The organism is Erysipelatoclostridium sp. MSK.23.31, from assembly GCF_019125875.1.
Taxonomy (GTDB): Bacteria; Bacillota_I; Bacilli_A; order Erysipelotrichales; family Coprobacillaceae; genus Thomasclavelia; species Thomasclavelia ramosa.
Window position 1 is genome coordinate 88,931 of sequence record NZ_JAHOCB010000001.1, and the last position, 19,950, is coordinate 108,880.

Annotated in this window: 21 protein-coding genes; 4 read left to right on the top strand and 17 right to left on the bottom strand. The window is 31.1% G+C overall.

Annotation, left to right across the window (positions count from 1 at the left end):
* Positions 1 to 3 precede the first annotated feature (3 nt).
* The 14 genes from phoU to KSU54_RS00505 form a co-directional block, all read right to left on the bottom strand.
* Entirely contained in the window at positions 4 to 663 is a 660-nt protein-coding gene (gene phoU / locus KSU54_RS00440; protein WP_003537098.1) for a phosphate signaling complex protein PhoU, read from the bottom strand.
* A 9-nt stretch (positions 664 to 672) separates the two neighbouring features.
* Positions 673 to 1,428 (bottom strand): phosphate ABC transporter ATP-binding protein PstB, encoded by a 756-nt coding sequence (pstB, locus tag KSU54_RS00445; protein WP_003537096.1) that lies wholly within the window; start codon positions 1,426 to 1,428, stop codon positions 673 to 675.
* A gap of 1 nt (position 1,429) precedes the next feature.
* Positions 1,430 to 2,290 carry a phosphate ABC transporter permease PstA gene (pstA, locus tag KSU54_RS00450; protein WP_003537094.1) on the bottom strand — a complete coding sequence of 287 codons (861 nt, stop codon included), beginning with the start codon at positions 2,288 to 2,290 and terminating at the stop codon, positions 1,430 to 1,432.
* Positions 2,283 to 3,215: a phosphate ABC transporter permease subunit PstC gene (gene pstC / locus KSU54_RS00455; RefSeq protein ID WP_117791860.1), complete on the bottom strand. Its 933-nt coding sequence runs from the start codon at positions 3,213 to 3,215 to the stop codon at positions 2,283 to 2,285. Before pstC ends, pstA begins: the two co-directional genes overlap by 8 nt.
* A 9-nt stretch (positions 3,216 to 3,224) precedes the next feature.
* Positions 3,225 to 4,067 carry a phosphate ABC transporter substrate-binding protein gene (locus tag KSU54_RS00460; protein WP_003537090.1) on the bottom strand — a complete coding sequence of 281 codons (843 nt, stop codon included), beginning with the start codon at positions 4,065 to 4,067 and terminating at the stop codon, positions 3,225 to 3,227.
* A gap of 131 nt (positions 4,068 to 4,198) precedes the next feature.
* On the bottom strand, positions 4,199 to 5,185 hold the full coding sequence (locus KSU54_RS00465; protein ID WP_003537088.1) for a helix-turn-helix transcriptional regulator: 987 nt from the start codon (positions 5,183 to 5,185) through the stop codon (positions 4,199 to 4,201).
* A 13-nt stretch (positions 5,186 to 5,198) separates the two neighbouring features.
* Positions 5,199 to 5,831 carry a hypothetical protein gene (locus KSU54_RS00470; protein ID WP_003537087.1) on the bottom strand — a complete coding sequence of 211 codons (633 nt, stop codon included), beginning with the start codon at positions 5,829 to 5,831 and terminating at the stop codon, positions 5,199 to 5,201.
* Between the two features lie 215 nt (positions 5,832 to 6,046).
* Complete coding sequence (locus KSU54_RS00475; RefSeq protein ID WP_003537086.1) at positions 6,047 to 8,365, bottom strand: cation-translocating P-type ATPase; 2,319 nt, start codon at positions 8,363 to 8,365, stop codon at positions 6,047 to 6,049.
* Positions 8,366 to 8,474: 109 nt separating this feature from the next.
* Complete coding sequence (locus KSU54_RS00480; RefSeq protein ID WP_003537085.1) at positions 8,475 to 9,044, bottom strand: signal peptidase I; 570 nt, start codon at positions 9,042 to 9,044, stop codon at positions 8,475 to 8,477.
* A 53-nt stretch (positions 9,045 to 9,097) separates the two neighbouring features.
* Positions 9,098 to 9,610, bottom strand: a complete 513-nt coding sequence (locus KSU54_RS00485; RefSeq protein WP_003537084.1) for a hypothetical protein — start codon at positions 9,608 to 9,610, stop codon at positions 9,098 to 9,100.
* Positions 9,611 to 9,750: 140 nt separating this feature from the next.
* Positions 9,751 to 10,671 (bottom strand): LysR family transcriptional regulator, encoded by a 921-nt coding sequence (locus tag KSU54_RS00490; protein WP_003537083.1) that lies wholly within the window; start codon positions 10,669 to 10,671, stop codon positions 9,751 to 9,753.
* Positions 10,672 to 10,741: 70 nt separating this feature from the next.
* Positions 10,742 to 11,911: an aminotransferase class I/II-fold pyridoxal phosphate-dependent enzyme gene (locus KSU54_RS00495; RefSeq protein ID WP_003537082.1), complete on the bottom strand. Its 1,170-nt coding sequence runs from the start codon at positions 11,909 to 11,911 to the stop codon at positions 10,742 to 10,744.
* Positions 11,911 to 12,402: an Lrp/AsnC family transcriptional regulator gene (locus KSU54_RS00500; protein WP_003537080.1), complete on the bottom strand. Its 492-nt coding sequence runs from the start codon at positions 12,400 to 12,402 to the stop codon at positions 11,911 to 11,913. Before KSU54_RS00500 ends, KSU54_RS00495 begins: the two co-directional genes overlap by 1 nt.
* A 409-nt stretch (positions 12,403 to 12,811) precedes the next feature.
* Positions 12,812 to 13,273: a TetR-like C-terminal domain-containing protein gene (locus KSU54_RS00505; RefSeq protein ID WP_003537078.1), complete on the bottom strand. Its 462-nt coding sequence runs from the start codon at positions 13,271 to 13,273 to the stop codon at positions 12,812 to 12,814.
* 332 nt (positions 13,274 to 13,605) lie between these two features.
* On the opposite strand from KSU54_RS00505, the gene KSU54_RS00510 reads away from it, so the two are divergent.
* From KSU54_RS00510 to KSU54_RS00520, 3 genes are all read left to right on the top strand, one after another.
* Positions 13,606 to 14,646, top strand: a complete 1,041-nt coding sequence (locus tag KSU54_RS00510; protein WP_003537076.1) for a lactonase family protein — start codon at positions 13,606 to 13,608, stop codon at positions 14,644 to 14,646.
* Position 14,647: 1 nt separating this feature from the next.
* On the top strand, positions 14,648 to 15,322 hold the full coding sequence (locus KSU54_RS00515; protein ID WP_003537074.1) for a TIGR00266 family protein: 675 nt from the start codon (positions 14,648 to 14,650) through the stop codon (positions 15,320 to 15,322).
* Positions 15,323 to 15,412: 90 nt separating this feature from the next.
* Positions 15,413 to 16,183: a Cof-type HAD-IIB family hydrolase gene (locus tag KSU54_RS00520; RefSeq protein ID WP_040434249.1), complete on the top strand. Its 771-nt coding sequence runs from the start codon at positions 15,413 to 15,415 to the stop codon at positions 16,181 to 16,183.
* Between the two features lie 36 nt (positions 16,184 to 16,219).
* Here the strand turns inward: KSU54_RS00520 and KSU54_RS00525 are convergent, their stop codons facing one another.
* Positions 16,220 to 17,803 carry a hypothetical protein gene (locus tag KSU54_RS00525; protein ID WP_003537070.1) on the bottom strand — a complete coding sequence of 528 codons (1,584 nt, stop codon included), beginning with the start codon at positions 17,801 to 17,803 and terminating at the stop codon, positions 16,220 to 16,222.
* An 82-nt stretch (positions 17,804 to 17,885) separates the two neighbouring features.
* The gene (locus tag KSU54_RS00530) at positions 17,886 to 18,716 is read right to left on the bottom strand and encodes an AraC family transcriptional regulator (RefSeq protein ID WP_008793040.1); all 831 of its coding nucleotides are present in this window, start codon (positions 18,714 to 18,716) and stop codon (positions 17,886 to 17,888) included.
* Positions 18,717 to 18,961: 245 nt separating this feature from the next.
* On the opposite strand from KSU54_RS00530, the gene KSU54_RS00535 reads away from it, so the two are divergent.
* On the top strand, positions 18,962 to 19,444 hold the full coding sequence (locus KSU54_RS00535; RefSeq protein WP_003537067.1) for a QueT transporter family protein: 483 nt from the start codon (positions 18,962 to 18,964) through the stop codon (positions 19,442 to 19,444).
* Between the two features lie 36 nt (positions 19,445 to 19,480).
* On the opposite strand, the gene KSU54_RS00540 is transcribed toward KSU54_RS00535, so the two are convergent.
* Positions 19,481 to 19,945: a glyoxalase gene (locus KSU54_RS00540; protein ID WP_003537065.1), complete on the bottom strand. Its 465-nt coding sequence runs from the start codon at positions 19,943 to 19,945 to the stop codon at positions 19,481 to 19,483.
* Positions 19,946 to 19,950: the final 5 nt, after the last annotated feature.

Consider the following 19,950-nt stretch of genomic DNA (forward strand, 5'->3'; position numbering starts at 1 on the left):
CCCTTAGATCAAACGATAATTATCAACTGTTCCAGTTTGGTTAAATTCAACCCATTCACAAATATTTACAGCATGATCACCAATTCTTTCGAAATATTTAGCAATCATTAGGAAGTTAATCGCTAAATCAATCGTTTCCTTTGACTCATTTACTATTTGTATTAATTCTACCTTAACTTCTTCAAATAGTCCATCCATATCATCTTCCAATTTTTTTACTTCTGAAGCTTTTTTTAAATCATGCTGATGAAAAGCTTCAATTGATTGTTTAACCATATTTTTAGCAAGATGAGCCATATTAGGTATATGTTCAACCATTTTATAAGGGCAGGTTACATCTGTATCTAATAAAATTTCTGCAATATCTGCTCCTTGGTCACCAATTCTTTCTAAATCTGTAACGACTTTTAAAGCTGTAGACACATTTCTTAAATCACTAGCTACAGGCTGTTGTTTTAAAATTAACGATAGACAACGAGCTTCTATCGTTCTTTCCATATCATTAATCACTTTGTCTCCAGCTAAAATATCACGGCATAATTCACGATCTCCTGATTTAAATGCCACAATACAGTTTTCAATTGCTAAAATAACTAGATGACACATCTTATCAAGATCTACGTGTAATTTGTTTAAATCATTTTCAAAATTTGTTCTTAACATTTTTTTCTCCTATCCAAATCTTCCGGTAATATAATCTTCAGTACGTTTATCTTTAGGCATTGCAAAAACATCCTTAGTTTTTCCATATTCAACCATCTCACCTACTAAGAAAAACGCAGTATAATCAGCGATACGACTCGCTTGCTGCATATTATGTGTAACAATTGCAATCGTATACTTTTCTTTAAGTTCCATTAACAATTCTTCAATTTTTAATGTTGAAATTGGATCCAATGCACTTGTTGGTTCATCTAATAAGATCACATCAGGTTCTACTGCTAAAGCACGAGCAATGCACAAACGTTGCTGTTGTCCTCCAGATAATCCTAAAGCACTGCTGTGCAAACGATCTTTTACCTCTTCATATAAAGCAGCTGCTTCTAATGAATCTTTAACAATCTTATCTAACTGTTTTTTATTTTTGATTCCATGAATTCTTGGTCCATATGCGATATTATCATAAATACTCATCGGAAACGGATTTGGCTGTTGGAAAACCATTCCAACTTTTTTCCTCAAAACCGTTGTATCAACACGACTATCATAAATATCTTCACCATCAAGAACCACACTACCAGTTATCTTAATATCTTTAACATAATCATTCATGCGATTTAATGTCTTTAAAAATGTTGATTTACCACAACCGGAAGGCCCGATAAAAGCCGTAATTTTATTTGTTTTAATATCTAGACTAACATTTTTTAAAGCATGCTTTTCACCATAATACAGATCTAGATTTTTTGCTTCAATTTTATTTTCCATTCTAATCCACCCTATTTACATCAAATTTATTTGTAATCAGTTTTGCTAACATATTTAATCCTAAAACAATAACAATTAAAACTAAGGCAATCACAAAGGCCGATTCATAATTAGCTTTAGCCATCTCCAAATATAATTGAATCGTTAGTGTTGCACCTGAACTTGATAAATGTGTAAAGATATTTTTTGGCAAAACACTTACTGAACCAGCTGTAAACAATAACGCCGCTGATTCTGCAACAATTCTACCCATTCCTAGGATCACACCCGTTAAAATTCCTGGCATAGCACTTGGCAATAACACAGTTCTAATCATATACCATTTAGTAGCTCCAATACCCAATGCAGCTTCACGATAACTTTTTGGTACCCCTTCTAAAGCTACCTGAGTATTTCTTGTAATAATTGGTAAGATCATAATTGCAAGTGTGAAAGAACCCGTTAATATTGAGAATTTAAATCCTAATAAATTTCCAAAAAATAACATCCCAAATAAACCATATATAATCGAAGGAATTCCCGCTAATACTTCAGTTGTAAAAGAAATAATATTAACAAATTTCTTATTTTTTGCATACTCATTTAAATAGATTGCTCCCCCAATCCCAATTGGGCAGGCAATTAATAAAGTAATTACAATAATATATAATGTGTTAATAATATTTGGTAGTATCCCTACCGTACCTTTTAAAATACTAGTAGTATTAATTAAATATGAAAAATTAAAGTATGGTAATCCACGATATAAAATATATCCAATACATACAACCAAGATCAGCACTGACAAGGCACTAGAAAGCTGTATCAAAAAATTTAATATTTTATCGCTGCTGCGATGTCTTCTTTCAAAGATACTATTCATGCTGATCTCCTCTCTTAATAATAAATGTTAGGATCAAGTTAATAATTATGATGAAAACAAATAGTACTAATCCAATCGTAAATAAAACTTGACGGTGTGTCCCTGAGGCATATCCCATTTCAGAAACAATTCCCGTAGTTAAAAAACGAACTGAATTGAATGGTAAAGGCAGATTAACTGAGTTTCCTGCTACTAATAAAATTGCCATTGCTTCCCCAATTGCACGCCCTACTCCTAATACAATTGCTGAAACTATCCCTGATTTAGCACTAGGCAAAACAACTTTAAAAATTGTTTGCATTTGACTTGCCCCTAAAGCCAATGAACTTTTACGATAATCATCTGGAACTGCCTTTAAAGCTGTTTCAGTAATATTGATCAAAGTTGGTAAAATCATAATCGCAAGAACTAAAATTGCTGAAATCAGATTTGCCCCACCAGTAAACTGATGAGTCTTTGATCCTGCAAAAATTAATAATTCTAACCTATACATAAACGGACAAATAATTAAAATTCCTAGTAATCCATATACCACTGAAGGAATTCCGGCAAGTAATTCGATTGCAGATTTAACAATTTTACGCACTTTCGGATTTGCCAATTCAGCTAAATTGATAGCTGTAAACAATCCGATTGGTACCCCAATACAAATAGCTAAAAAAACACCAATAATTGAGGTAAGTATAATTAAAAGGATTCCAAATTGAGGATCAGCAGCGGTTGGCGCCCAAACAGTTCCAAAAAGAATATCTAGTATTCCCACTTTGAAAATAGCTGGTGTACCAGAAATAATCATATAACCTGTAATAGAGACAACAGCAATGATAGACATAACAGCACAGCCACGAAAAATTATCGCGGCTGTTTTCTCTACCAAAGATTTTGTTTTTCTATTACTTATAATAGATAAAATATCTTTTTCCATAATTAACTCCTATTTTTTATCTGGAATTATTAAACCAACTTGTTCAATAACTTTTTGTCCAGCTTCACTATTGATAAAATCGAACACAGCTTGTACTTCTTTACTTTGTTCACTGATTTTTCCTTTAGTAGCCATTACGAATGGTCTTTGTAAAGTGTAGCTTCCATCTTTAATAGTTTTTTCAGAAGCTTTTACACCATCTAATTTTAATGATTTAACTGTGTCATCAACAACATCTAAAGAAACATAACCAATTGCTCCTGCTGTTTCACTAACTTTTGCCATTACTGCACCAGTTTCGTTTAATTCTTGAGCATATTTACAAGCATCTTCAATTCCTAAAATTTCTTCAAATGCTCCACGAGTTCCTGAACCAGCTTCACGTCCAACAACAACGATTGCTTGATCATCACCACCTAAATCTTTCCAGTTTGTAATTTCACCAGTATAGATTTTCTTTAAGTCATCAGTAGTTAAATCAGACACTTTGTTATCTTTATGAGTAACTACAGCAATACCATCAATAGCAACAATATTTTCTTCAATTCCTTTTGCTTTTTCTTCATCTTTTAAAGCTCTTGAAGAATCTCCGATATCAGCAGTTCCATTTGTAACAGCTTCAATCCCTGCACCTGAACCAGTAAATTGTGGTTCTAATGTTAAGTTTGGATATTCTTCAGTAATCGCTTCTTTTAAAGCATTTACGAATTTTTCCATAGATGTAGACCCGTTAAGGCTAACATTTCCGCTTACATCGTTTCCACTTGCAGAAGAATCATCACCAGATCCCCCACATCCAGTAAGCCCTAAGCATAATACTAATGTTAATAAAACTCCGAATACTTTTTTCATATTTAATAATCCCTTTCTTTATCTTTTCTTAAGACACCTATATAATAATCAAATTGCAATTTACGATATATCAATAAATTGTATTTATTATGTTAAGTTTACGTAAAGAAAAAAGAGAACCCTCAAGTTCTCTATTCATATATCCTTAACATAGCCCTTATTCGTGTCTTTACAATCTCTTTTAGACTTAAAGGAAAAACAACTTCAACCTTATCTTGAAGCATCATTATCCAGCCAATTAAACCATCTGATAAAGCCACATCTTTAATAAATGCTTCAATTCGACCATCAAAGCATTTATTTACATTAATATCTTGTCCAAACTGATTAACAACTTCTCTTAGTACACTAGATTCAAAAGCAATCTTTAAATCGATTCGTTCATTACTAACATACATATTAACATTATTTTCAAATTCTTTTTCCATATCGAAACGATCTTGAATATCTTCATAACTACTGCTATGATTTCTCACGATACGCATTCGATCAATTCGATAAACACTTAAACTATCTTTTCTTTTATCAAAATAACCAATCAAATAATAATTAGAATTTCTAAGAATCAATTTATATGGGGAAATAACATATGTTTCAGGATTAAGATTACCATTAGTATGGTATACCTCTTGAAGAGCATTATCTTTGATATCATAACTAATATATTTAAAAGCAATATTTTTGTGGTTATTAATTGCTTTGATTACCGTAGTTAAATTTAATAATAGATCATATGTTAATTCATTATCATTTTGATGTTCCGTATTTAAACGTTCCATTTGAATAACTGAACTAATCAAAGCTAATTTATTAACTAAATCATTCGCTGATTTTTTATCAAGATTGGGATTAAATAAAACACTGTCAATTAATAGCTGCAGCTGTCCATCTTCAAAAAAATCCTCATCAATAATATAACCCCTTCTTCTAATTGTTTTTATTAACTGCTTATTACTCAAACAATAATAAAAATCATTAAGTTTTTTTATTAAACTATATACCGTTTTAATATCTAGAAAAATCTCATAATTTTCCAAACGCTTTAAAATATCTTTAGCACTAATCGGCTCCCTAGCTTCCTTAATGATTTTAAAAACATAATACAGTTTTTCACCCATAATTTCCTTACTCCTACATTATCGCTAAATTTAATGGTATATACATCATTCTAGCATATTTGTTGTATAATCGGGGACTAAAGTTATACAACGCCGGTAAATAACGTCCCAGTCTTTCATCAATTGTAATGTATTCAAGATGATTATATACTTTTTTATATTGCTTTTCTAATAATAAGATATGACTTGCAAGATAGTGATAACGTTCATTACTAAAGTTTAAACGTGTAGCCAAAGCCATGATAAAATCATTAAGATTATTATTAGTAAACTTAATTAGATGTCTTAATAAACAATACGTTTCAATTGAAAATCCACCATTTTCAATAATATAATTTAATAACTTATATTTATATGTCAACATCGGACTATAATGTTTATCCAATAAAAGATTCATCATGATCAAATGATTTTCCATCTCATTTAAACCCTGAGCCTGATCAATTAGTTTTTTTATCTTACTAAATACTGCTAATTCTAAATCCTTACGTCTCATTAATTTTTTGCGAATAATTTTAACATCCATACTTATATTAATAAGATCATGGATATCCTGCATCCAATATCCTTCACTTATATCCAATAAATACTGTTTAACTTCAATAATATCCTTATCTATAACTTTTTGATAACTTTGCTTTTTCATGATATCACTCCTTTAACTACTTCTATTATAGTAATTTAAAAAATTTTTATACCAAAAATAAGCTAATTAAAAACCGTTATTTTGGTTTTTAATTATTTTGTTAAAATTTGTCGTAAGAAAAACTAAGGAAATCCATTTCAGATAAAATGTTCTTCCTTAGCTATCAATAAAATATATTTATTTAAATTAGCAAAAAGTCTTCAATCCCTTAACAATTATGCGAGTCTTTTCTTAATAACAAAATGAATAATTCTTTCAATAAATAGTCCAAAAATAGATAAAATTAAACCAATAAAAACTAAATTTAATGTTATCGGTGCTAAATGTAATAAACCACTAAATAATAATACTGCACCATAAAAACCTCCAGCCATCATCGTACAGATAATAATTCTTAACATTGTAAAAGGATAACAAGAGCGTATTACCGCTGCCATAGAAATAGTTCCTAAAACTAAATACATTAATGTTACTAGTTCTAAATCATTTATTTTCCACATTGGTCCAAAAATCATGATAGCAATGAATAAAATCACAATACTTAGTGCATTACCAGCTGCTTTACTAAATACTTTAGGCAAAAAACGTCCAGTAATTTTACGAGTATCAGCTTCAAAAATCGTCATAAACGATGGCATTGCTTCAATCAATAAATCAATTAATGTAATTTGTAACGGAATAAATGGGAAGGCAGTATTACTGATTACACAAAACAACGATAATAAAATCGTATAAATTGTTTTGATAAAGAATACACCCGCTACACGCGTAACATTATTAACAACTTTACGTCCTTCGAGAAGAACATCTGGTAAACATGTAAAATCTGAATTTAATAAAACTACTTGTGAGATTTGTTTTGAAGCATCACTTCCATCAGCAATTGCAATTGAACAATCAGCTTCTTTTAACGCTAACAGGTCATTAACTCCATCACCTGTCATAGCTACATGATGACCATCATTTTTTAAAGCTTCGACAATCATTTTCTTTTGACTAGGAGTTACCCGACCAAAAATAGTGTAATTACGAACTACCTCTTGAATTTCATCATCATTTATCGTTGACATATCAATGCAACGTTCATAATTTAATACCCCTGCTTTTTTAGCAATTGCCATAACTGTATTTACATTATCACCAGAAATAATTTTCGCATCTATTCCTTCTTGATGAAAATATTCTAATGTTTCTTTAGTATTATTTCTAATTGTATCTGATAAAATAATCGCCATTAGTGGTTGTAATCGTGGCAACTCTTCTTTATCATCAACAGTCTTTTCAGTATAACCAATGGCAATCGCACGCATTCCTTGCAACATTAATTCATGAATATCTTCAGGCAGTTCACCAGAAATAATTTTTTCTGCTGCTCCTACGACGATGGTTCCTATACCTTTAAATTCAATCGCACTCCACTTACGTAATGAAGAAAATGGGATCTTTTTAACATATTCATAAAGATTATTTTCTCCAAAATAGCTATTCATCGCTTGAAAAGTTGCATTATTATCATCACTGGCACGCATATATGAGCCCATTACTTCATCGAGTTTAAAATTCTGAGTTGTTTCTAACGTATATGTTTTTTCGACCTTCATTTTTCCATCAGTGATTGTTCCTGTTTTATCTAAACACAAAACATCAACATGCGATAATGTCTCTAATGAATATAAATCTTGAATCAACACTTTACGTCTTGCTAAACGAGTCACTCCATTTGCTAACGACACACTAGTTAACAAGACTAACCCTTTAGGCAACATTCCTAATAATCCTGCTGCCGAAGAGACAACTGCATTAAATAACGTATCTTGTCGTAAATACATTGCTTCAACAAACAAAATAATTCCCAATGGGATTATCATAAAAGTAGTAACTTTTGTAACTTTATTCATTGAATCCATTAATTCAGAATTCTTCTCTTTAACTTTTTGTGCCTCTTTAACAATAGTTGTTGCATAATTACTATCACCAACATTTTTAACCCTTGCATAACATTTTCCAGAAACTACACTACTACCTGACAGCAGGTGCCCACCTATATTTTTATGAATCGGATCTGATTCCCCAGTTAATAGTGACTCATTGGCCTCAATCATTCCATGAATCACAGTTGCATCATTACATACTTGATTTCCACTTTCAAGAACTAAAACATCATCTAGAACAACTTCATTAATATCGACAATTACATGTCTGCTGTTACGAACAACCATAATTGTTGGCTTAGTTAAAATTGATAATTGATCTACTAGTTTTTTTGCCTTTACTTCTTGCCAAATTCCAATAACTGAGTTGGTAACAATAATTGCCATAAAAACTAAATTTGACCAAGCCTGAACAAATACTAAAGCTACAAATATTAAAAAATTCAAAAGATTAAATAATGTGCAAACATTATCTTTTATAATCTGCCCATAACTTTTACTGACAGGCTTACTAACTCCGTTAACTTGCCCCTTAGCAATTCTTTCCTGGACTTCACTATCATTTAAACCCACTTTATAATACATAGGTAATTCCTTTTCCATCTATTCCACCTCCGGATTTCTCATCATTATATTACACTTTGTTGAGCAAGCATATACACTTTACTAATTCTTAACATTCCCTTAACTAAAATAAAACAAAAAAGGATAACTAAGCGTTATCCAATTTTCGCGGTATTTTAACCTCATCATCAAGCTCTCCCTTTTCTTCCCAGTGAGCTTTTATTGTTTTATTGATTAGCCAAATCAGTAAAAATTCACAATATAGAATCCAACTGAATTTGCTTTGAATAAACATAATAAACTTTCCTAATAATGGTATATGCCAAACATATTTACCAATGATATCACTACGTTTTGTATAATATAGATCTAATTCATCTCGACCCTCGGCATTTGTTCGATAATATAATTGTCCATTTTCTTCTTGTGTTTTATTAAAATGATGTGTCAACACTATTTCTTGCTCTCCCCGCTGAACTTTAAATGTAATTATTTCTCCAGGGGCAATAGATTCATTTTCATCAATTGTTTTAGTAAGTACCATTGAATACGTTGGAATTCTAGGTTCCATGCTATCCGTCATGACTGCATAAAAGCGATATCCAATAAAATCAGTTATCTCTTGAGCATAAAATTGCATCCCAACAATATACATCAATATCATTCCCAATATCAGCCAATATGCCAGCTTGCTAAATTTTCTCACCTTTTCTTTCATGACTTTCACATCCTATATTATATACTTGGACAAAAATGCCATTATTGATAGCATTAAACAGTAGTCTTTTGTAATGTTGCTTTTAGTTCAACAGTTACTTTTTTATTTGCTAACGCATCAGTTCCAGCTTTATCATCTGTTGCAGTAACTACTACTTTGTAAGTATTAGTTCCAGTAAGACTTTTATCAACATTACCGGCGACTTTTTCTGCCGATTCCTCTGTTCCATCATAAATTTCTAAAGTATAGCCAGTTGAAATTGCTGTATCATTAGCTTTAACTACTGGTTCTAATTTTAGTTCCTTACCACTTAAATCAGCTGCATCTATACCTGTTATATTAAATGTTACTTCCCCACTTGAACTAGGTACGTAAGAACTAGTTAAATCACTAGCAACTGGCTCGGTAAGAACAATATCAGCTGCCTTTTCCACATTAATTTGTTTAAATGTCACTTCATTGCTTGTAGTAGTATCAGATAAATTATCCCATGCCGCAAAGGTCATTGCAGAAGTTAAAGCTACGGCACCAACTGATGCCATTGTTAATAATGTACTCTTTTTCATAATAATTTTCTCCTTTAGTATTTTTTATATTATATGTGTCGGAATTTGTCATTCCTGTTTCTATACCTATATTCTAATACTAAATTCAAAAAGCAGTTAATACTTATCTTGGTAGGTCTAGTTATACTTTTTGTGTATATCTACATATCCGCATAATTATCGTTAATAATTTCTAAAAATATTTTAGCAGCATCTGATAAAATTTCTCTTTTACGCTTAATAATAATGAATGATTTATTTATATTACAATTTTGAAACTGCATACTTTTTATTCTTGAATGTTTCAGTTCTTCTATTTGCCATTTATGCCCCAACATAAAAGCATCAGTATGATTAAGCATATTGATAATAGCATGATAATTACTCATCGTAATAGTTTTATGAAAACTGCTGATTTGAATACTGCCGTCAATCGTTAGTGATAAATTTAAATTAGAAAAGAAATCATGAGGCAAATGGATATATGTACTGCTAACCAATTCTTTAGCATCTATAATTTCGCCCTTAGCTAACGGATTTTGTTCGTTTATATGAACATATAATGGTCCTGTTCCAAGTACAATCATTTCTACATCTTTCAATTCTGTCATTTTTCTAAAGATTGCCAACTGATAATTATTTAGAATTACTATTCCTATTTCAGATGTCATATCACTAACGTTATTTAGAACTTCTTCTGCCGTAGTCTCAATCATTTTTATTTCGGTATCTGCAGACTTAATGTGATTATAGAATTGTAAAATCAGGTCATCCCTTAAAAAAATAGAATCGACTGATACTGCTAATTTACTATAAATCGATTCCTCACTTAAATTCTTTAATTTCTCTAAAACTTGAAACTGTTCTAAAATTGAGCTCCCGTAATAATATAGCAATCTCCCTGTTGGCGTAAGTGTAACTCCCCGATTACTGCGAATAACTAATTCTTTCCCCATTTCCTCTTCTAATGAATGAATTGAACGACTTAAACTTGGCTGTGAAACATAAAGTTGTTCAGCAGCTTTATTGATACTGCCACAATCAACAACTTTAATAAAATTCCGTAACTGCTCATTTTTCATGCTATCCCTCCAATAACTTATATATCACTATTGTATCACATGAAAATACAAAAAAATAACGCTATTAACGTTATTTTTTCAATTTATCTAGGAATTTTTTTATTCTTGATGTAGCTTCCTTGATTTGTTCGATTGAGTAAGCATACGATACCCTAATAAATCCTTCACCAGCTTCCCCAAAGGCAGTACCAGGGACACAAGCAACTAATTGATCCTTTAATAATTCTTCACAAAATTGATCAGAAGTCATTCCTGTTGATTTAATACACGGGAATACATAAAATGCTCCTTGAGGAGTAAATGTATGTAATCCTAAATCATTAAATGCTTTAACAATGTAATTACGACGAAGCATGTATGCTTTTCGCATTTCTTCAATTTCATTATCACAATGACGCATTGCTTCAATTGCTCCATATTGAGCACCTGTCGGTGCTGACATGATTACATATTGATGAATTTTATTCATTGCTTTAGTCAAAACTTCATTAGCTAATACATATCCTAAACGCCAGCCTGTCATTGCATAAGCTTTAGAATATCCGCTGACTAAAATTACCTGATCCTTGATTTCATCAAATGCAGCAATTGAACAAAATTTTTGTTCATATGATAATTCGGCATATATTTCATCAGTTATTACAATAATCTCATGCTTTTTTATAATTGAAACAATCTTTTCATAATCCTCACGAGTCATAAATCCACCTGTTGGATTACTTGGATAGTTTAATAAGATTGCTTTTGTTTTAGGTGTAATAGCAGCTTCTAATAATTCAGGTGTTAATTTAAACTCATTGTCTTCTTTAAGCTCAATATTTACTACCTTTCCACCTGCTAAAGCAACTCCTGGAGTATATGCGACATAACTCGGCTGTAATAAAATCACTTCATCTCCAGGATTGATAATTGCACGAAAAGCAAGATCAATCGCCTCTGAGCCCCCAACTGTAACGATACATTCCTTATCATAACAATAATCCAAACCAAATCTTCTTTTTTGATAACGACAAATTTCTTTTCTCAGTTCTACTAAACCTTGATTAGCTGTATAAAAGGTTTTACCTTGTTCAATTGAATAAATTGCAGCCTCTCTAATTTTCCATGGAGTATCAAAATCGGGTTCCCCAACCCCTAAAGATATAACTCCCTCCATTTGATTAGCTAAATCAAAGAATTTTCGAATACCACTAGGTGGTATTTCTCTTACTGTATCATTTAATACCTTATTGAAATCCATTATGGAGTTACCAATAATCTTTCTGCAGCTTCTTTGTCATCATCATCAAAACTTAATCCATTATTTTTATATTGCTTTAATACAAACATTGTTGCAGTACCAGTTACCCCTTCTAATGGTGCCAATTTAGAGGCAACGAAACGGGCGGCTTCTTGCATTGTGTGTCCTTTAACAATCGCAACGAATTCAAAGCTTCCGCTTAGCAAATACATTGTATCTACTTCTGGGAATGCATAGATCTTTTTAGCAATACGATCATAACCATACTCACGTTCAGGAGTTGCATTAATTTGAATTAATGCCATTACATTATCAACGTTTGTACGATCCCAATTAATAATCGTATGATATCCGCAGATAACTTTATCCTTTTCTAATTGGCTGATGGTATCAACAACATTATCTTCTGTTTCGTTTAATGCCATCGCAAGATCCGTAACGTCCATACGTGCATTATTATGAAGTAATGTTAATAATAAGTTCTCATCCATATTTCTTTCCTCCAATTTATTTTACTCATTATATAACATTTTATGTTTGAGGTAAAGGTGAAGAACTATTACAATCATTATTTTTTTCTTTAAAAACCATTATTCAAAGTGACTTCCAACATTTAGCTTTTCTTCCTCTTTTTCACCACTATCACCCCAATTACATTAATTGCCATAATCTATATAGGTACCATCTTAATCCCATCACTTGTAGATCCCAATAATTTTGGATATCTTGTTTGCCATTATTGTTAGGTATTTCTTAATCAGGTACTTCAATAATTTCTTCTAAACCAGTCACGGCCATAGCTAAGTTTTCAGTGATCTTAACAATAAGATTCTATCGCTAAATTCAGGTAAGACTAAGCGTAACTAAAAAAGTAACAATCATTAATATTTGTCACCTTCTTTAAAAATAATTATTAACCATAGCTTTAACTGCCCATTTATGAGAACTTAACACCATCTCTCGTGGTGTAAGTTCTAAATCATTAATCAACCATTTCTTTATTAACATAACTTGTGAAGCAGCAAAAAAGTAAGCTGCATACTCCTTTTCGACTAAACTTATTTCTACATCTTTTAATATCTCTAAGTTAATTTCCTCAAAACAATATAAAAGACAATGTTCTAAAGAATTATTCCCCTCAATATTTATAGCCTTTACATAAAACTCTTTTTCGTCATAAAAATGTTGATACATCTTTTCTAATATAATCGGTTGATTTAATTCCACCTTTCCTAACAATTCTAGCATTCCTTTTAAATCACTAATCACATTATCAACAACAATGCGTTCAATCACTTCATATTTATCATGATATAATGCATAAAAAGTTTTTCTCGAAACATTTGCCATTTGACAGATCATTTTAACAGTAATATTCTCAAATTTTTTGTTTTAACAAGTTCCTTAGCAGCAGTTTCTATCTTCTGATATGATTTCACTTATACCATCTCACTTTCACTTTTAATTATAAACAAATACATTAATTATTTACTATAATAGTCCAAACAATATATATTGTCTACACAAATAAATTACTAAATATCTTTTATTTTTATAATCAACCATTTATAATCAAATTCAAAGGTTAGTAGTTAATAAAACATTTATTAAGAATAAAAATTTATTGCAAAAATGGTATAATAAAACCCTTTCATTAATAATTTATGATAAAATAAAAACAAGGAGGTTTTAACATGAAAACATTCTATGTATCTAGTTATGGTAAAAGTGACAATAAAGGAATTTACATTATTGATCTTAATGAAGAAAATCAAAAATTATCTCTGGTACAACATATAGTAACCCATGATTATCCATCTTACATGATCACTAAAAATAATATTTTATACGTAGCTTACAAAAATGCTAGTCGACTTAATAATGGAGGTGGAATTGGAAGTTTTTCAATTCACAAAGAAGAACTTATTCCCAACAATAATTATAATTCTAATGGACGTTCTTATACCCATTTATGTGTTAGCGATAATTCACGATATCTTTTTGCAGCTAACTATCATGTTGGTTCCACAGCATCATATTTATTAGAAAATAATTTTATTAAAGAAAAAATCTGTGCTATCCACCATACTGGACTTGGTCCCGATCTACTAAAACGACAAACTGGACCACACTGCCATTATGTTGGAATAACCCCTGATAAGGAATTTGTTTATGCTGTTGATTTAGGAGCTGATAAAGTAATCATGTATACTTATCAGGATGGAAAATTAGAAGAAGATGTTGAACATACTTTAAATGTGGTACCAGGCTCTGGACCACGTCACATGATTTTCTCTAAAGATGGTCGTTTTGCTTATCTAGTAAATGAGATTTCTAATAATTTAATGGTTTATAAATATAATGATAAATATTTAAATCTAATTCAAGTTATTCATACAACGCCTCGTCATTTTCACGGTTTTTCTAGCGCTAGCGCTATTCGTCTAAGTGCGACAGGAAATCATTTATTCATTTCAAACCGTGGTCATGATAGCATCGTTCTATATCGAGTCAACCAAGAAACTGGTAAAGTTTCATTACTATATATGGTTCATACTGGTAAAAATCCTCGTGATTTTAATATTATTGATGATAAATATTTAATTGTTGGTGCGCAAGACGATGATGAATTAGAGTTATTAACATTTGATGAAAAAAGCGAACAACTAGTTAGAACAGCTTCAACTTTAGCTATTCCTGCACCAGTTTGTATCGCAATAAATAAGGAGAAATAAAATGAAATACGAGATTAAAGGGGACAATCTCCCTGTAGTGATTTGTCACTTAGAAAAAGGAGAATCAATGATTACTGATAGCGGTGCCATGAGTTGGATGGATCCCGTTATGGAAATGGAAACAACAAGTGGTGGTTTTGGTAAAGCATTTGGTCGAATGTTTAGTGGAGAAACAATGTTCCAAAATCGTTATCATGCTAAAGAAGACGGCATGATTGCTTTTGCATCTTCTTTTCCAGGGTCAATCGAAGCTGTTGAAATTAATCCAAATCATGAAATTATTGTACAAAAGTCATCATTCCTAGCAGGAACTTCAGGAATTGACATGTCAGTTTTTTTCAATAAAAAAATGGCAACAGGAATTTTTGGTGGTGAAGGATTCATTATGAATAAGATCAGCGGTACAGGTACTGTCTTTTTAGAAATTGACGGTTCAGCTATTTCTTACGATTTATTACCTGGTCAACAAATGGTTATTGATACAGGATATCTAGCTATGATGGATGCTACATGCAAGATGGAAATTCAAAGCGTTAAAGGAGTTAAAAATAAACTGTTAGGTGGTGAAGGTTTTTTTAATACGGTTGTCACAGGACCAGGAAAAGTAGTTCTTCAATCAATGCCAATCAGTGCCGTAGCAGCGGGATTAATTCCATTTTTACCAAGCGGAAAATAATTTAATTAAGGAATATGTTTAGTCATATTCCTTTTTTGTTTACATTCATAGGTATGCTTGCTAAAATATACGCATGAAAAGGGGGAGCTTATGAAACCAATGATTTTCTTTGATGTTGATGGAACATTAATGGATAACCATGACTACCAGGTTACTCCATCAACTAAAAAAGCATTACAAAAATTACAAGAGAATGGTTATAAAATTGGAATTGCAACTGGTCGTGCTGTTAATTCATTAAAACGTACCGGGGTTGTTGATATTGCTAATTGGGACGGCTTTGTTTGTAATAATGGTCAAACTGTGCTTAATAAAAATTTTCAAATCGTCGAAGAATTGGTTATTTCCCCGGAAATAGTCCATCGTTGTATAAAAATTGCTAAAGATAATAATATTCCACTCGCTTTAAAAATGGAGCATCGAATCATTACCCAAGAGCCCGATGAAAATGTTTACACTGCACGCAAATTTTTTAACTCTATCATCCCTCCGGTAGGTATTTATCAAAACCAAAAAGTTGAAGCGATGATTGCCTATGGACCAAATGGATATGATTATGCGCCATTTAAACAATTAGAAGGTTTACATATCTTACCCGGAGTCTCTACATATTGTGATATAACTCATGCTGATGCAACTAAAGCAACTGGTATTCAAGTTATCTTAAAACAATATAATCTTGATAAATATATTTGTTTTGGCGATTCTTTAAATGATGTTGAGATGTTTAATCATGCTGCTATCTCTATTTGCATGGGACAAGGTGACGCATATCTTAAAAACATTGCAACTTTTGTCACTGACAGTATTGATGATGATGGTATTTATAACGCTTGTATTAACTTAGGTTTATTTAAATAGTTATAAAAAGTTCTACAAAAATGTAGAACTTTTTTCTTAATCAAATTTTCGTTTAGATACAGCTACCATCATCAATGAAATAATCATTAAGCTTCCAGCACCTAAAACATTTAAATCATCGCCTGTTTTAACAGCTGTTTGTTTATCATCAGGATTTGTTGTTGAATTATCCTCAACAATCATTGGTAGAGCTACTGATGCTAGTTTATATCTAATCTTAGTCGCAAGATTACGAGCCAAAGAAGTATAATTTAATACTCCATTCTGTGTTGCTAAATCTAATATGATATTACCCTTTTCATTTACTGATACTCTAGCCACCTCAATATCTACAGGCTCATCTTCGCTTCCAAAAATTCCATAAGACTGAACATCACCTTTAACCAAACCACTAGCATCACTATTGTATCCGGTTATTTTAAACATCTCAGTTGTTAATTTAGAAGCATCAACTTTCTTACCGTTCATATCAATTTCAAGAGCCGTTATTTTTTCACCACTATTAGTTACTGTAGCAATTAAGTTATAAGCATAAATATTGTCACCTACTGCTTCTCCAGCTACAGGATTAGTAACTGTTTTTAATTGATAATCATTAGTTGAAGTTGATAAAGATTTAAACCATGTAATCGTATCTAAACTCGCATTAGTTGAAGCATAAACATCACCATTCAACATTTTGATCCACGACCAGTGAGCGCTGCTATATGTTTCATCAGGATAACTGACATCCTCAAATAAACCACAGTAGATATCTCCATCAAGCCCCCTGTCATCACGATAGGATTTAATCATATTATAAGCATATTGAGTCCATCCATAATAGATTGTTGTATCATAATAACAATGTACCATGAAAATCGGAACATTGCTTACGGCAATATTTTCTAGCCATTCGTCATAATTAGCTAAATATTGATTGAAATCAACTGGTTTCTTAAAGGTATCACCACTTGTATAAGCATCACCAGCATCTAAATATTCAGTAGAATCAGTGTAATTTCCACCTAGACCTTCAACATATTGGTCATTTTTGGCAATAGCAGCACATGACATTAATGCGCCTGCAAAGAAATCACCATATTTTGCTAACATCCGTTGTGTCATTAAACCGCCTGCTGATAATCCAGAAACAAATACTTCTTTAATTCCAAATTCTGCTATAGCTTGATCAATAATAGTTTTTGCTTGTTGCGTATAATCATTATACCAATAATCTGGTGCTTGAAAAGCTAATACATAAGCTCCCTTAAAAGCACTTTGTAGTTCATCAGTTGTATAAGTTACAGCTAAACGATTAGCAGCTATCTGTGAGTAGTTATTACTAACCCCATCAACACCACCTTCTCCATTACCATGAAAAACAACGATTAGAGTATCTCCAGATAATGGTTTATAAACTTTTGAAGCAATGCTTGTATAATTCCCAGCACTTCCTGAAACCTTACTATAAGTTTCAAATTGATCTGTTTCATAATTTACATAACCATATGTATTACTTGTGTTCGTATTTTGAACAAACGAGCTATTTACCTCTAATGCACTTAGATTAGAAGTAACCATTGTTGCAACTATCATTATTGCAATTAGCGATGATAAAAACTTTTTAATCTTTTTCATAACATCCTCCTCTTTGACACTTATCTTAGCATGGCGGATTTTATTATTATTGTTGTTTATTTGTTTTAATCTTCATTAATCTTTACTTCTTATTCTTTTCACGATACTGCTTTGGTGTCATTTGATAAACTTCTTTAAATACACGATTAAATATTTGAATATTTGCAAATCCGTTATTTAAAGCAATACTTACAATCGTATCATCAGAATGTTTTAGTTCATATAAACAATGCTGCATTCTGACATTACGTAAATACTCAAAAATAGTAATACCTGTCTTTTTCTTAAAAATATTTGATAAATAAGTCTTGTTATAGCATGTCATTCTTGCTAAATCATCTAAACTAATTTTTTGAGCATAATGATAATCAATATATTCAGTAATCGAAATAACTAATTCATAACTTTCATCATCATGCTTTTCTTTAATATAATGCCCCTCTAACATTAACTGTTCAGCCAAAACACTAATAATTTCTAAAACAATAATATTAGCTTTAACTTTATTATTATTTTCATAGGCTTCTACTAATTTGAATAAATAATCCACAATTTTCTTTTTAGCTAATGGTTCTTTTTCCAAGCTAAAGCCACGTTCAATACATTGTGGACAAACATGGTCAATATAATTACGGTCAATCAATAAGACAATCCCCTCTAATCCCTTCTTTACATCAACATCATGAATTACTCCCGAATTCACTAATAACAAAGTTCCTGCTGGTGCAATAACTTCTTTATTCTCCATCTGTTGAACCTTTAAGCCCTTTACTACATAAGTGATTTCAATACTATTATGCCAATGATTTTCCATATAATAATCTTTATCATAATGTGTATGGGCAAGTGTAAAGAAAGTACTGCGCTGATAATCAATTTTTTCGTGTTTGCGCACCACTATACGATGTGACATGTTAACCTTCCTTTCGTAATTATACATCATTATTATCGTATCACATATTTTATTAATTAGGATTAATCTTTTTGATAAAAAGAGCAAGTATTTAATTTTAAATATTGTTTTATTTATATAAAATATTTTAATTCTCATATTCCTATACAGAAAGACTAGTCTTTTTACTTAAAATCGTATATAATATCCATGTTTTCAATGAGGTGACATTTAAGTGAAAATAATACTATGAAAGGATATAATATATGAACAAAGGTATTTCAGTAAAACTGGTTGTAATCAATGCGATGATTGCGGGGGTTTATGCTGTACTCACTTTAGCAATCTCACCCATCGCATATTCAGAAATCCAATTTAGGCTATCAGAAATAATTGTTTTTTTAGCATTTTATAATCGACGCTATATTCCTGGCTTAACGATTGGTTGCATTATTGCTAATCTATTTTCACCAATGGGAATGTTAGATATTGTCTTTGGAACTTTAAGTACGATTATAGTATGTATTGCTATGTACTTGATTAAAAATCGCTATTTAGCTGCTGGAGCAGGAGCAATTATAACAGGAATGATTATTGGGGCTGAATTATGGTATGCTTTCAATATTCCATATGTAATAAACGCAATCTATGTTGCTGTTGGAGAATTAATTGTTTTAATTATCGGAGCACTTGTCTTTAAATCATTAGAAAAAAATGACCGTTTAATGAACTTATTAGATTTAAAATAAGATCATTGACGGTCTTTTATTACTTTAATATTCTTTTTAATCATTAAGCAGTTTTTTAAGATCAGCAACTGACACATCCATTTTTTTTGAAATCTGCTCCGTTGTCATCCCACGATCAATAAAACGGTTAATTACCATCTTCATCGACTCACCTACTTCAATAATATGTTTATCCAAGTCATAAAAACGGACTACTCGTTGACCCCAGCTATGCTCTATAACATCATCAAGATACTCTATTTGTGGGTACACAGATAATCTTTTTAAAAATGCATCAAAATTTTCTTCTTCAAAACAAATTTCATGATTATTTGCTTTTTCAATAATCTTCTCTTTCTCTATATTAATAAGCCAGTCAAAATCTTGCTGCAATGATAACCCACAATCAAACGTAATATTTATTCCATAATCCTGATAAACTTCTAAATCAAATAGTTCTTCATAAAATTTTTTTGATGCATTAATGTCTTTTACTGATATTACAAATCCTGTATATCTCATCTTCT

Coding starts and splice junctions, on each gene's coding strand:
- KSU54_RS00540 (WP_003537065.1), bottom strand. CDS start 19,945: ATGAGATATACAGGATTTGTAATATCAGTAAAAGACATTAATGCATCA.
- pstC (WP_117791860.1), bottom strand. CDS start 3,215: ATGGAAAAAGATATTTTATCTATTATAAGTAATAGAAAAACAAAATCT.
- pstB (WP_003537096.1), bottom strand. CDS start 1,428: ATGGAAAATAAAATTGAAGCAAAAAATCTAGATCTGTATTATGGTGAA.
- KSU54_RS00505 (WP_003537078.1), bottom strand. CDS start 13,273: ATGATCTGTCAAATGGCAAATGTTTCGAGAAAAACTTTTTATGCATTA.
- pstA (WP_003537094.1), bottom strand. CDS start 2,290: ATGAATAGTATCTTTGAAAGAAGACATCGCAGCAGCGATAAAATATTA.
- KSU54_RS00510 (WP_003537076.1), top strand. CDS start 13,606: ATGAAAACATTCTATGTATCTAGTTATGGTAAAAGTGACAATAAAGGA.
- KSU54_RS00525 (WP_003537070.1), bottom strand. CDS start 17,803: ATGAAAAAGATTAAAAAGTTTTTATCATCGCTAATTGCAATAATGATA.
- KSU54_RS00495 (WP_003537082.1), bottom strand. CDS start 11,911: ATGGATTTCAATAAGGTATTAAATGATACAGTAAGAGAAATACCACCT.
- KSU54_RS00460 (WP_003537090.1), bottom strand. CDS start 4,067: ATGAAAAAAGTATTCGGAGTTTTATTAACATTAGTATTATGCTTAGGG.
- KSU54_RS00535 (WP_003537067.1), top strand. CDS start 18,962: ATGAACAAAGGTATTTCAGTAAAACTGGTTGTAATCAATGCGATGATT.
- KSU54_RS00465 (WP_003537088.1), bottom strand. CDS start 5,185: ATGGGTGAAAAACTGTATTATGTTTTTAAAATCATTAAGGAAGCTAGG.
- KSU54_RS00475 (WP_003537086.1), bottom strand. CDS start 8,365: ATGGAAAAGGAATTACCTATGTATTATAAAGTGGGTTTAAATGATAGT.
- KSU54_RS00520 (WP_040434249.1), top strand. CDS start 15,413: ATGAAACCAATGATTTTCTTTGATGTTGATGGAACATTAATGGATAAC.
- KSU54_RS00470 (WP_003537087.1), bottom strand. CDS start 5,831: ATGAAAAAGCAAAGTTATCAAAAAGTTATAGATAAGGATATTATTGAA.
- KSU54_RS00530 (WP_008793040.1), bottom strand. CDS start 18,716: ATGTCACATCGTATAGTGGTGCGCAAACACGAAAAAATTGATTATCAG.
- KSU54_RS00485 (WP_003537084.1), bottom strand. CDS start 9,610: ATGAAAAAGAGTACATTATTAACAATGGCATCAGTTGGTGCCGTAGCT.
- phoU (WP_003537098.1), bottom strand. CDS start 663: ATGTTAAGAACAAATTTTGAAAATGATTTAAACAAATTACACGTAGAT.
- KSU54_RS00490 (WP_003537083.1), bottom strand. CDS start 10,671: ATGAAAAATGAGCAGTTACGGAATTTTATTAAAGTTGTTGATTGTGGC.
- KSU54_RS00480 (WP_003537085.1), bottom strand. CDS start 9,044: ATGAAAGAAAAGGTGAGAAAATTTAGCAAGCTGGCATATTGGCTGATA.
- KSU54_RS00500 (WP_003537080.1), bottom strand. CDS start 12,402: ATGGATGAGAACTTATTATTAACATTACTTCATAATAATGCACGTATG.
- KSU54_RS00515 (WP_003537074.1), top strand. CDS start 14,648: ATGAAATACGAGATTAAAGGGGACAATCTCCCTGTAGTGATTTGTCAC.